Source organism: Melioribacteraceae bacterium (genome assembly GCA_019638015.1).
In the GTDB taxonomy this organism is placed as follows: domain Bacteria; phylum Bacteroidota; class Ignavibacteria; order Ignavibacteriales; family Melioribacteraceae; genus JAHBUP01.
Map to the genome: position 1 here is coordinate 2,038,831 of JAHBUP010000001.1, position 12,376 is coordinate 2,051,206.

Genomic DNA, 12,376 nt, shown 5'->3' on the forward strand with positions numbered 1-12,376 from the left:
TAAATCATGAATTATTTATCACAAGCAGACTCACGACCTTTCTTCGATGATGCTCTATTTCCCTGTTCCTTAAAAATTCTTGCCGTTCAATATCCAAGTTCAACACAAACAACTTATGCCGCAACATAACTGTTGGCTTTTTCAAAACCCGTTGTTGAAACGGCATTTTTCTTAATAGTGCATCCTTTACGGTTTGGATTGGAACCAAGCCGATAAGAGAATAGCACGCAATCTTTAATCACACATTCCCGAACCTGTTTCTTTTCATACCCGGAACATTCCAAACAATGTTTCTTAATCGCTTTCAGAGGAGTAAGTTTCATTTTCTGTCTCCAATAATTTTATTAAAATCTGTCCCTTTCGAAAATTTCAAACTGTCCAAATGGACACTTTCAAACAGTAAAACGTCCAAAAATCATTTTCCATCACAGTTTTTATCCAATACGTCCATCAATCTGTCCAATAAAACTCAGAAAACATGCTTAATTCACAACTTTGGACACTTGGACGTTTTGAAATAGGAATTCTTGCCCGATATAGAAATCAAAGTGTCCAAACGTCCAACATATTTTTTCCACTTTTTACAAGTTGTTTTTGCACCTTAAAAGAATTACGAGTAGAAATTGAGTGGAGTGAAGTGTCAAATGAAAAATTCTGTTTGAGTCCCGATGAAATCGGGATGAGTTTATTTTTCATAACGTAACGGAACGAAATTTCCGTAATTCTTTTTAAGTGCATGTTCTTTTGTTTCTTTTCTTGCGCCAAGAAAAGAAAGATGAATTTGTTATTTTCAAAAAAGCTCCATTTCATTTTCAGTCTCCACTGAAACTGTTTTCTTGCCATCTAGGAACTTTATCATCCGATCAACTCCGGATTTTCTTTCATTCACGCCCATACCTTTTATCCTGGCCGCTTCTTTCATCCACCGGGTAAATTTGGTAAGCTTCAGTTCGGAGAATTCATCATAATTTTTCTTAAAGTCTTCCAGCAAATCTTTTTTATTATGCTCAACATTTAACCCCAATGATTCAAAGTATTCGGCAAACTCTTCGCAAGTCGAATCAATCAGTTTTTTCTTTTCCAAGTTTATATGTGAACACTGGATCAATCCTTTACACAAATAAAGTTGGAGGCAGCCGATCATGTAATTAAGAAAGCAATTCCATTCCTCATTACTCCATTCATCATAAAATCTGTGTCCGAACTCATCAATCGGTCTATGTATTTTATTGTAGTGATCAGAAAACTCAATAACAAATTGACGGTCCATCGTTGAATCGTCGGATCCTTCAATTGTGTAGTTTGTTGAAATAATAATTTTAGGTGACTGATGAAACGGGATAATTATTTCATTTTGATTTTTCTTTTCGACAGTTATGTCATCAGTTATAATGGAAAACAGTTTATCAAAATTGAATTTCTTTGTTACATCATTAAATTCTATGATTGCAGTATCTAGCGTAACAGATTGAAAACTGAAGCTCTTTGAGAAATTAAAATTCCTACCATCCAAACGAATAGTTTTCCTAAGCTTTCCAATGGCCTGTGCCACCAAACCCTTTCCGCTTCTTCCATAAGCGCCGTCACTTAATTTCTCATCAAGAAAAATCACAGCTTTAGCATTCGTTGAATCTTTATAATTATGCAGTAAATATCCGATCGCACTTCTTAATGATGAAATTCTTTGCTCATTATTTTTGCAAATGTTCTTAATAAAGAATTCAAACTCAGATTCTCTCCTGTCAAGATTCAATCTTTTGTTTATTACCTGTTTATCCCAGATGAAACCGTCCAGTTCTTCATATCTTTTTACATTAATCTTATTTGCCGCAATCTCAACAAAACAATTCGAGAAAAAGAGAAATCCTTTCTCTTTTGTGTCACGCAAGAATTCCAATTCTCTTGTTTCCAAGAATTCAAGAAATGTCTGGACAAAATGTTGCGGTGCGCCTTTGATAACAGCATCAATAACTTTTATACGTGGTGTCTCTTTGAAATGCTCAACATCCAATCGCTTCAGATAATCGATTACAAAATCCTTGATATTGAAAATTTCCACCTCACGGACAATATTCTTGCTAACCTTCAGCAGAATATAACCGCGTTCTAATTGCAGTTTGCAAAATCCATTCTCTTCAAGAAATCTCTTAAAATTCTGTTTTGAAATATGAGTCTTATCATTCTCAATATACCAGAACTTTACAAACGGTTTTTGCCAGCCATATTTTTCTGCTATATGATAAAGAGTTCCGAGTGTTATTCTTCCATCAGATTTCTTCATCAGTTCGTCAAACTTTTTATTTATCGCAAACTCAGAATCATGATAATGTTGATTTCCTAAACTCATCTTCAGAAAATATTTTCTTCCTTCCTCACCAATTGTTACTAAACCAAATCCGATTCTATACCAATCATCATAACAATTGGTTGGCAGATTGTTTTCTAAATACTCAATTGCGCTTTCCAACTTCTCTCTATCAAATCCAGCCAGCTCAAAAGTTCGCTTACCAACATCAAGAACATCTTTTTCTTTTTGTAAATCACAAAACTCTTCTAAGCATTCAAGCAAAACATCCGCGTCAATTTCTGTTGGTGGTTCTTTTGGTTCATCATATAAAAACAAATATCTATTTCCGCTTTCATGTTTTGAATACGGGAGAACTGTTTGAGATTGACTCCATCTCAATTCAATATGATCACATAATCCCTTTTTACCCGGCTCGTCCTCGTTGAGACGGGCATCTTTCAAATACAACCGGTAAACACTTTTGGGACCGTTCAATCTTTTATGCAATTGCTCACTTTCACTAACCTTAATCCAAATATGATAACCAACACAGCTTCCGCTTTTAACTGTCCACTTATATTTTTCACCAAGTCCCAACCTTTTACATATCATTTGAACAATATTATAGCCAGCTCCTCCTTCAAAAGGGTCTATGACCCTATCGAAATCGATATTCCGTAAATCATTTACTCCACAAATTCCGCCTATACCGGTTACACCTGCATTCCAACCAAATTCAATTACATCCTGTTCAGTCTGTTCAATCAATTGCCAATTCTCCCAAGGAATAGTTGGCCGTTTCCCCTGGATAGGTAGAACATTAAATCCGAAAACGTTCTTATAAATCTTTGCCATTTCCAGAAATTGTATCATCTCTTTTCTCCGGAATTAATACTAAATATTTGTAATCGTGGATTCTCTTCAAGACTTGTTTTTTGCTTTTGGCTTATATCTAACATCTCACTGCTTGCACTTGCACTGAGCCGCAGCTCTGAGCAAGTCGAAGAGGAAGCCGAAGTGTCTAGCCTTTTAATCGCCTCTCTCAATGAATCCATATTCAAATGCGAATAAATTTCCGTTGTCGAAATCGAAGAATGCCCGAGCAGTTCTTTTATTGTATAAAGTGGAACACCTTTCTGAACAAGATTAGAAGCAAATGAATGTCTCAGAGAATGAAAATGAATTGATTGATCTACACCAGCAGCTTTACACGCTATCTTAAATCTTTTAGAAATGTAATCCCCAGTAAATTTTTCTCCGTTACTCTTACAGAAAACAAAATTTCTATTATGGTTGAGAGACTTAATCGTAATGATCTTTTTCTTTTCATTCTGAACTTGTCCGCCGCCCTTCTGGCGTATTCTTGATTCTAAATCTTGCACTGAGCGAAGTCGAAGTGTCTCAATTGCTTTTTCTGCTTCCTCACTAATCGGTATGAACCTTTGATTTCTTCCTTTTGTTGTAAAACAATCATCACCAACCGTAATTACTTTATTCTGTAGATCAACATTCTTCAATCTCAAATTCACAATTTCGTCCAAACGCATTCCAGTATAAAACGCAAACACAATTATATTTCTTAAAGTTTTGTTATATACTTTATTGCATATTGCTTGTAGCTCATCACCATTAATGAATACCGGGTTCACTTGCTGTTTTTTCGGCAGCTTTACTTTTTGGAAATAGTTTTCTTTTACATAACCCCAATCTTTTGCCTTATTGAAGGCAGCTTTAATTGTTCGATAATAAACTCGAAATCCTTTCTTAACTTTTCGTTGAAGATAAAGCACAAACTGTTCCATATCTTTCAATGCTATTGATTGAATAGATTTTCCATGTCCAAAGAATTCAGTTAAATGTTTGAAAGAACTGCAAACAGAAACGTAATATGCATTCGATCTATTTTGTTTTATCATATTGCTGTATTCATTTGTAAAAACACGAAGCGTAACATTGTTCTTTTGTTCATTCCCCGGAATAATCGAAAGCAGCATTCGTAACTTCTCCAAATCACTTGATGAAATTCCTTTAAGCATTTCTTTCATTTCCAACCTCTTGTAATTATTCCCGGCCTCAAATACTTGGCGTTAAGAATATGAACGAGCACAACGAAAAGAGAAAATTTCTGTTTGATCCCGCTTTCAATATTTTCAAATAATAAGCGGGAGAGTTTAATTTTCTCCGTTGTGCGAATGAAATATTTAGCCAAGGATTTGCAGACTTGATCTTTTGGTTCTTTTCTATCAAGAGAAAAGAACAATAGCATATATTTTTTAATATCTTATTCATTTCTCAATCTGCGTTTTATTGTTTTTTTTCTGCTTTTCAGTGGAAACTCAATCAGTATTTCTGTTTCATTATTTTTTTCATTCCTTTTTTCATCAAAACCCATCTCAATCTGATTCAGATCCTTTTCAATATTCTTTTCTTCTTTTAATTCATCACTCATAACTTTACACTCATCACTGCTTCTAAAAATCCACTCGTCAATTTCATTCTTTGAAAAGAAAATCATCTTGCCGGTTGGTTTGTAATGTGGAATTACTTTTCGATAGGTTAATTTGTAAAGATAACTTGGTGCATAACCTAAATAAGAACATGCTTCTTTGAAAGTCAGTGGTTTATCATTTTTTTTCTTTATTAATTCTTCTAGTGTGGAAAGTTTCTGTAGGATTGTCTCACTCAGTGAAGCCTGCGGTGAGCGAAGTCGAACCGTCGAAGTGTCTTTCTGTTTTTTCATCTCACACCTCATGTTGTTTAATTACATGAGAAATATGAAATAGAAAAACAAGAAAAAGTATTTATCACAGTATATCGAAGTATATCGCAAATCGATAAAGTATGATATACTTTTTCACCACTACCCCCAAAAGTATATCGAAGGCTATCAAGTCATGATATAGTCTGATATACTTTTTAAATATTCGACCAAAGTGTCATTAAGCCAAAAATTGCTTTGCGAAACAAAAAACATGAATACTATTTCAACTGAATCGAGAATCTTTCTAATCCATTTAACTGTTTCGGTGTAGCTAATTGTATTATTCTTTTTTTGTGCTAAATATTTGAACGGCTTGCCGTTTTTATTACAAAAATGTTTTTCAAACACCTTGTATTTATTCTCTTCATCAATTGCTTTTCTCTGTGCCAGTTCATCAACAAATATAGAAAAGCTGCTGTCGCTCTTAAGCCAAATAATTTTTCTAAAATGTATTCTCACATTACAAAAGGGAATATGTTTCTCATCAGTAAAATGAGCTAGTATTTCTTCTTTTATAAACTTCGGAACACACACGTTATTCTGAAGGCGATCAAACAAAGCTAAAAGTTTAGCGTCACCCAATTTCCAAACTATCCTGATTGTGGAATCGTTAGTCTTAACTGTTTCTTTCTCATTATTAAAACATTCATTCCAAGTCGCTCTCATTTCTAATTTTGTTTTGTAAAAAACCAAATGGTTCTCTGCACGTTCTATAAATTCATAATACTCTTTACAAAGATTCTTCTTACAAATCTTTACAATCTTCTTTGTTATTGTTTGTTTTATTTTCTTATCAAAATTGACAAGTTCAACTAGGGAAGTCTCTTGATTTACTGTTTTTGCGGAAAGCTTTATTTCGGTCGGCTCTATATTCTTTGCTTCACACTTAACATCTTGTATCGCATTCCTGCATCTTACAATTTCTTTTGAAATGAACTCGATTTTATCAATATCAAGTTCGATTTCCTCTAATCGTTTTTCAAGTTCCACAAAAGAAAACCTTTCTATAGACATATTTCCCCCTGTAAATTGAGAGATAATTAATTATTGCACACATTTTATTCGTCGGCAGTCCTTAAGATATGAATCCCGACTATGTCCATGGGATTTAAGCCGTAGAAAGGTTCGCTATTGACTTCCCTAAATAACTGGTAACTCGTTTCTAAATCACTCGATATATAATAATTTCTTTCAAAATATTCACTACAATATTTCTTCAATGAAAATTCACACCCGAATTCAACAAGTATAATTATATCGAAGTTGTATTTTTATAGTTGCTCGTTTTTACTTTATAGATTATTATGACTACTTTGAAGAAGTGATATAAGATAGTATAATGATTAATTCTTTTGAATATTTCCCAACTAGAAAGAACCCATTTCCATTTATGCAATAACGGAATTTAGAATAAATGCCAGAAGACCAGAACAAAGAATCTTAACAAAATAAAATTGATCCAATCTTAGTCTATCTCGATGAAACCGGTGATCATTCTCTCGAAAAAATTGATAAAGATTTCCCAATTTTTGTTTTAACGACTTTTATAGTTCGACAATCAGTTTATGTCAATGAAATTATTCCTAAAGTATATCAGCTAAAAATTAATAACTTTGGACACGAGGGCGTTATCTTACATTCCAGAGATATTCGTAAAGCTCAAACCCCTTTTGAATTCCTGTTGAATGTAAATAAAAGAGAGCCGTTTCTTAATTCAATTTCTGAATTAATTGGTAATCTCAATTTCAAATTGATTGTTTCGGTTATCAAAAAAGAAAAACTAGTCAAGCAATATGCAAAACCATTCAATCCCTACGAACTTGCTCTTAAATTTAATTTAGAAAGAATAATTGCTCTTCTTAATCAAATCAAGCAAACAAAAGTCCGCTTAGTTGCTGAATCTCGCGGCAAGAACGAAGATGATGCGTTGCGATTAAGTCTTTATGAAATGATACGAGAAGGAACTGAAAGAATTAGTAAAGAGGAATTTAGAAAGATTGAATTTATTCTGACTTTTTTACCCAAGTCTAACAATATCGTTGGAACGCAGATTGCTGATCTTTGCGGTTATCCCATTGGTCGTCACATTCTTAATCCGGAAAAAGAAAATAAACCATTCGAAGTTATCAAATCGAAAATATTAGGTAAGATTAATGGATTGGAATGTTTCAAGGTATTCCCATAAAAAGCAAAAGGCACCGAAATTCATCAGTGCCTCTAACCGACCGGGCATTCCCAGTCCCTTATAAAACCGAACTAAATTTATATCTTGCTTTACAGATTGTCAAGCAAAATCATAATCAATAATTATTTAGAAAATAATCAAATTCTTAAATTACTTTCTAATCTTCTCAACAATTTTCTCACCGGTTCTTCCAACTACATATCCACCCAAACCAATTTGTAATAAAGTCCATGCTTCATTACTCAGCCGAAATGCAAGCCAACCAAAAGAATCACACACAACTAGGATAAGAAAAGTAAGCATTGTAATTGGTCTCCAATTTCTCTGCAGCCAGCTTTGTCCTTTCGCTTCCGCCTCAACAATTCTTCCCTGAGAATCTAGTAATTTACTCTCATACTCAAGAGCTTTAGCGAGGAACTCATTCTCAATTTTTGTCATCTCGTTTTGAAGTTTTCCTCTCTCTTCATCAGAAGTAGAAAGATTATCAATCAAATCGGTAATCGGTTTTACTATACCGCTTAAAAAATCTAATACTCCCATTTTAATCTCCTTCTTTATCTAAATGCTGATGACTGACAGCCGAAAGCTTAATATTGTAAATCTCTCGAATAATATTCTTCTCAACTTCACTCAACTTATTATGCAGAACTTCAAACCGGGACAAATAATTTTTCTCAATCGAAGACGATTTCTTTTTCGTCTCATCAACATCTTTTTCAATTCTCTTAATCCTGGACCAGAAAAGAAAATTCACCAAGCTTAAAAGTCCTCCAATTATCCATATGTAAATCTTTTCATTCATGTTTTGTCTCTGTTCATCCTCAAATACTTGGCGTTAAATGTTTTCGTCTTTCGCACATTAAAAGAATTGCGTGCAAAATCTGAACGTAGTGGAGGATTAGAAGAAAAATCTGTCCGACGATCCCGATAACAACTATTCTAAATCTATTATCGGGAGAGAAGTTATTTTTCTTCCCGAAACGGAGTGAAGATTTAGCAATTCTTTTTAAGTGCATGTTCTTTTGATTCTTTTCTTGCGCCAAGAAAAGAATGGATGAATAGAACATTGATTTATTTTCATGAAACATATTTCAATTCTCCAGTAACTTTTTCATAGATAGTTTTTCTATTTAACTTCTTTGACAATAAAACTTCATTTCTATTCTTTTCACCATTCCAAGAAACATGAATCCATTTTCCGAATTCATAAATCAATTGATCAAATGATAATTCTTGTATGATTGTGTTGAACACATCAATTAAATTCATTGAATGGACAACGAAGTCGGCAGCTTTTCCTTCGAGATGTTGAGAATTAAATCTCCCGCCAACGGCAGCATTTACATCAAATGAACGAAAACCAGAATTAATAAAAATTGGCACATTGATAATTTCTCTCAGAGGTTGTAAAACATTCACACAAAGCAATCTCAAGTTCTCAATCTGTTTTTCATTCGGTTCATTCTTATAACCATGCCTTTCCGCTTCTTGCGAAATTGTAAATTCATTAAAATAAAAACTTGCACTGAGCTTAGTCGAAGTGTTATCAGACAATTTCATTTCTTCATTCCTTCAATTCTCAATTCCAAACTCTCAATTCGCAATTCTAACTTCACTGTAATTCACTTTACATCAGATAGAAGATTTCATGGATCAACAAACCTTTTGTGGGAGGTCTCAGCTCAACTTGCCCGGCCCTGACGGGTCGGGGCATGGGACAGCCAGTATTACATAAGTAACATTATGTTTTTGTATTTGGGTAGTCCCAACAAAGGCGTTTTCTCAATTACAATCGAATCAACATAATGTTGTCTTATATAAACTCGGCACTAAAAAATACTAATCGCCTCATCATCGCTCATTCCGGTCGTGGATTCCCACACACCTTCATTCGCTTACATGATATATGCTGCTCGTTCCGTGTCGTGGCTTTGCCACACACACTTCACTTCGCAACAATTTTTGAAATCAATCTGTGCTTATCTGTTGAACCTGCCCGTCCGGTAGGCGGGTCCGTGTAATCTGCGTTTAATTTCATTTCATGTAATTTTATTGTTCTATCGATAACAAAAGAAAACAAATCATAAACATCGAGCGTTGCACACTTCATAATCTTGAATTAAATTTTCTCAAAAAGGAAATACTGATATGTGTTTTAAAAATATCTTGCTCATGCTCATATTCTTGATCTTACTCCCAACGCAATTGCTCGGTCAAAATCCGAACTTCTCTTATCCTTACAACTTCTCAAAGAAAGTATTTGTGTCTCGTGTAATTGATGGTGATACTTTCGTTCTTTCTGATTCCCAACGTGTAAGAATGATTGGTATTGATTGCCCTGAAATTGCTAAACAGAATAAACCTTCAGAAGCATTTGCAAAAGAAGCATCAGAAAAAACTAAATCATTAGTCGTGCACAAAACTGTTAAACTTACGTTCGATGGAAGAGCATTAGATATTTTCGGAAGGTTACTAGCTTACATTTGGTTGTCAGATTCTAAAGGAAAGGATTCTGTATTCGTGCAAGCAGAACTTTTGAAAAATGGATTCGCTCGAATAAGATATTACACAAAAGAAAAACGTTATTACAGTTTATTCTATAATCTCAGAAACACAGCAAGAAAAAAGAAACTTGGCATTTGGAGTAATGAATAATTCTCAATTCAATATTGCCAAGATTTTATCGAATCCTTTTATTAGAGAATTTCAATCCTATGGATTGATCAATGAGTTGGTCCTTCGGAATTTACAAATCAAATCAGATTACCTTGAACTGAGAAAGACTCACAATCAGATTGAATCAATCTTTCTTCTCTCAGAGAAATATAATTTGTGTTACGATTCTGTGAATACAATTCTATTCCGGAAAAGAAGAAATAAGCCGGTTTCTTTTCCCTCATCAAACCAGCCCCTAACAAGCCTGTAACAAGCCATATCCAAGCCATAGGACACCCATAAACTCATTTTCTTTTACTTTCCCATTATTACAGTGAACACCACAACCTAAGTCCATAAAATTGCCTCTGTAATTCATCATAATTTTAGGAGGCTTACCATGGCAATCGTAAATGGAAATGTCATCGGAAACTTATCCGGAAAGCTTGGCAACCTTTCCGCGAGAACAGTTGATGGCCGCACTGTATTAGCAGCTCGTCCATCCAGTTTCAATGCTAGTCAAGAACCTGCGGTTCTTACTGTTCGTCAGAAATTCTCAGTCACTGCAAAATTTGCGAGTGCTATTCTTACGCTCACTTCTCTCGTTTCAATCTGGAAGAAAGTAAGAAATGTCGCTAGCTCAGTTTTCAATGAAGTGTTTCAAAGCAACTTCGCTTATTCTTCAATTGAAAAACCAACCGAGCAAAACATTATCGCTCCAGAAGGATTTCCTTTGCAGATTGCAGTTGCTGCAGTTGCAGCGGATAAGATTACTGCAACCATCCCGATCCTAAATACTGCATCGGTATTTGAAGCGGATGAGGTTAATCTTTCTGCAAACGCCATTGTCTGTTACTATGATCCTGCGAATGCAGAAGATGAGCCGTTCAAGATCATTTCTCTTTCAAAAGAAGTTGCTGCACATAACTTCGCTCAGACATACGATTTAGAAATCGATCTGAACGCAACTCAAAAAAATACTGCTGCAAAGTATCAGCACAGTATTCTGTATGTGTGTGTCGTAACAAAAACCGCTGAGGGTAAAGTTGTTCAGAATTCCTCAACTTTCACCAAACTCAGTTAATCATTTCGAGAAAGGGTTACCATTCCTGGTAACCCTTCTCTTTTTACATACCGATAGCTCACAAATTTGCGTTCACTTCGATTCACTTAAAATTGTTCGCTAAAAAAAGACCGCTCTGATCCGGCTTGCCCGGCATCTTCCGACGGGCTCATTCATTCGCCTCACAAAGCGGAGATCTACTTTCATTTCGGTCAATACTTTTTCATCAAAGACATTCAAAAATATTTCCCTCATAAAGCATGAACGCAAATTATTCGTTTGTCTCTTGCTCACACTTTTTGTTTCAAAAAGATGCGCCAATTTCCAAACTCATAAATTGCTTAAAGAGAAAAGAATTTTTCATCGGGAACGTTTATCTTGCTCACACTTTGTAAAAAGAAAATCCTTTCTTTCTTCAAAATGATTCGCTCGTAGATCAAATGCAAAAAGTTGTCGCTCATTCCATTCTCTCATTCGCTCCAACCTTTTCAAACTTCTCTTCTGAATTGTTTGCTTCACTTCGTTCAGCTATTACAAGCATTATTTTGCCCGCCGGCAAACAAGCTTAGTGTTATTCGAATCTTGGAAGTCAATCGGGGCAAGGGTATATGAAACTCATACCGCTTGTTTATGTTGATAATTCTCAGTTGCGGTATTTCGCCCTTGCCTTGAATTATCATCTTTTCTTACACCAACATGGTAACAAGCCATTATTTCGCAAAAGATCGCCTAAGCGGGCAAAATATGTTTTTTAACGGCGTAAAAGGTCGGGTTATGGCATCTGTAATAGTTCACTACTCTAAACGGCACAAAGGTTTTCTTATTCGGTTAATTCAATCAAAAGATAAATTCTGTGTAAATGTATTTACCGGCAAAGGTGCACTTCATTCTTACAGCTTCACTTCACTTGCAACCGCTTACACTTTCTTAAATGCTTTTATCAAATCACTTAAAAAATCTTAAAGGAGTTTTGCCATGTTATCACTAGAACAAAAACAACAATTCAGACAAGAGAAAAAAGAAAAAATAATTCGTATTCGTAAAACTCTTTCTGAAATGACAGAAGAACAACGTCAAGCTGTAGCAGATAAATTTGGCATCGTTACAGTTGAAGGGCACTTATTAACACCTCACAATCAATGCTTTTTGGTTGCTCAATCAGAAATAAACTTTTCAATTGTTGGCGGGTTTCAACAATGGAAGAAAGCCGGAAGAATTGTTCGCAAAGGTGAACACGGCTTTTTAATCTTTGTTCCATCTAAAGCCAAACAAGAAGAAAATTTACAAATGATTTCTGATGAGGAAGATGTTCACTTTTTTACTGCAACTGTTTTTGATATTTCACAAACGGAAGTAATCGCAAAATCGGAAGCTGCATAGATTCCGATTGTTTACCTTTTTTAACTAATTCACTATATTAAAAAC

Annotated in this window: 17 protein-coding genes; 5 read left to right on the forward strand and 12 right to left on the reverse strand. The window is 34.7% G+C overall.

The window, feature by feature from the left end; translation table 11 throughout:
* Positions 1–113: 113 nt before the first annotated feature.
* From KF816_08670 to KF816_08695, 6 genes are all read right to left on the reverse strand, one after another.
* Complete coding sequence (locus KF816_08670; GenBank protein ID MBX3008085.1) at positions 114–323, reverse strand: hypothetical protein; 210 nt, start codon at positions 321–323, stop codon at positions 114–116.
* 220 nt (positions 324–543) lie between these two features.
* On the reverse strand, positions 544–810 hold the full coding sequence (locus tag KF816_08675; GenBank protein MBX3008086.1) for a hypothetical protein: 267 nt from the start codon (positions 808–810) through the stop codon (positions 544–546).
* Complete coding sequence (locus tag KF816_08680) at positions 791–3,160, reverse strand: PriCT-2 domain-containing protein (GenBank protein ID MBX3008087.1); 2,370 nt, start codon at positions 3,158–3,160, stop codon at positions 791–793. Before KF816_08680 ends, KF816_08675 begins: the two co-directional genes overlap by 20 nt.
* Positions 3,157–4,332 (reverse strand): tyrosine-type recombinase/integrase, encoded by a 1,176-nt coding sequence (locus KF816_08685; GenBank protein ID MBX3008088.1) that lies wholly within the window; start codon positions 4,330–4,332, stop codon positions 3,157–3,159. Before KF816_08685 ends, KF816_08680 begins: the two co-directional genes overlap by 4 nt.
* A gap of 236 nt (positions 4,333–4,568) precedes the next feature.
* Positions 4,569–5,027 (reverse strand): helix-turn-helix domain-containing protein, encoded by a 459-nt coding sequence (locus KF816_08690; GenBank protein MBX3008089.1) that lies wholly within the window; start codon positions 5,025–5,027, stop codon positions 4,569–4,571.
* Between the two features lie 147 nt (positions 5,028–5,174).
* Positions 5,175–6,062 carry a hypothetical protein gene (locus KF816_08695; protein ID MBX3008090.1) on the reverse strand — a complete coding sequence of 296 codons (888 nt, stop codon included), beginning with the start codon at positions 6,060–6,062 and terminating at the stop codon, positions 5,175–5,177.
* 439 nt (positions 6,063–6,501) lie between these two features.
* Between KF816_08695 and KF816_08700 the strand changes: the two genes are divergently transcribed.
* The gene (locus KF816_08700) at positions 6,502–7,233 is read left to right on the forward strand and encodes a DUF3800 domain-containing protein (GenBank protein MBX3008091.1); all 732 of its coding nucleotides are present in this window, start codon (positions 6,502–6,504) and stop codon (positions 7,231–7,233) included.
* A 150-nt stretch (positions 7,234–7,383) separates the two neighbouring features.
* Here KF816_08700 and KF816_08705 read toward each other — a convergent pair whose 3' ends face one another.
* From KF816_08705 to KF816_08725, 5 genes are all read right to left on the reverse strand, one after another.
* Positions 7,384–7,773: a hypothetical protein gene (locus KF816_08705; GenBank protein MBX3008092.1), complete on the reverse strand. Its 390-nt coding sequence runs from the start codon at positions 7,771–7,773 to the stop codon at positions 7,384–7,386.
* Between the two features lies 1 nt (position 7,774).
* Positions 7,775–8,035 (reverse strand): hypothetical protein, encoded by a 261-nt coding sequence (locus tag KF816_08710; protein MBX3008093.1) that lies wholly within the window; start codon positions 8,033–8,035, stop codon positions 7,775–7,777.
* 19 nt (positions 8,036–8,054) lie between these two features.
* Entirely contained in the window at positions 8,055–8,321 is a 267-nt protein-coding gene (locus tag KF816_08715) for a hypothetical protein (protein MBX3008094.1), read from the reverse strand.
* A complete protein-coding gene (locus tag KF816_08720; GenBank protein MBX3008095.1) occupies positions 8,311–8,793 on the reverse strand; it encodes a hypothetical protein in 483 nt (160 codons plus the stop codon). The genes KF816_08715 and KF816_08720 overlap by 11 nt, the downstream gene beginning before the upstream one ends.
* 385 nt (positions 8,794–9,178) lie before the next feature.
* Complete coding sequence (locus KF816_08725) at positions 9,179–9,343, reverse strand: hypothetical protein (GenBank protein ID MBX3008096.1); 165 nt, start codon at positions 9,341–9,343, stop codon at positions 9,179–9,181.
* A gap of 152 nt (positions 9,344–9,495) precedes the next feature.
* Between KF816_08725 and KF816_08730 the strand changes: the two genes are divergently transcribed.
* The gene (locus KF816_08730) at positions 9,496–9,888 is read left to right on the forward strand and encodes a thermonuclease family protein (GenBank protein ID MBX3008097.1); all 393 of its coding nucleotides are present in this window, start codon (positions 9,496–9,498) and stop codon (positions 9,886–9,888) included.
* Between the two features lie 98 nt (positions 9,889–9,986).
* On the opposite strand, the gene KF816_08735 is transcribed toward KF816_08730, so the two are convergent.
* Positions 9,987–10,178, reverse strand: a complete 192-nt coding sequence (locus KF816_08735; GenBank protein ID MBX3008098.1) for a hypothetical protein — start codon at positions 10,176–10,178, stop codon at positions 9,987–9,989.
* A gap of 110 nt (positions 10,179–10,288) precedes the next feature.
* Between KF816_08735 and KF816_08740 the strand changes: the two genes are divergently transcribed.
* The 3 genes from KF816_08740 to KF816_08750 all read left to right on the forward strand — a co-directional run bounded on the left by KF816_08740 (position 10,289) and on the right by KF816_08750 (position 12,331).
* A complete protein-coding gene (locus KF816_08740) occupies positions 10,289–10,972 on the forward strand; it encodes a hypothetical protein (GenBank protein MBX3008099.1) in 684 nt (227 codons plus the stop codon).
* A 753-nt stretch (positions 10,973–11,725) separates the two neighbouring features.
* The gene (locus tag KF816_08745; protein MBX3008100.1) at positions 11,726–11,914 is read left to right on the forward strand and encodes a hypothetical protein; all 189 of its coding nucleotides are present in this window, start codon (positions 11,726–11,728) and stop codon (positions 11,912–11,914) included.
* 12 nt (positions 11,915–11,926) lie between these two features.
* Positions 11,927–12,331: a hypothetical protein gene (locus KF816_08750; protein ID MBX3008101.1), complete on the forward strand. Its 405-nt coding sequence runs from the start codon at positions 11,927–11,929 to the stop codon at positions 12,329–12,331.
* Positions 12,332–12,376 lie beyond the last annotated feature (45 nt).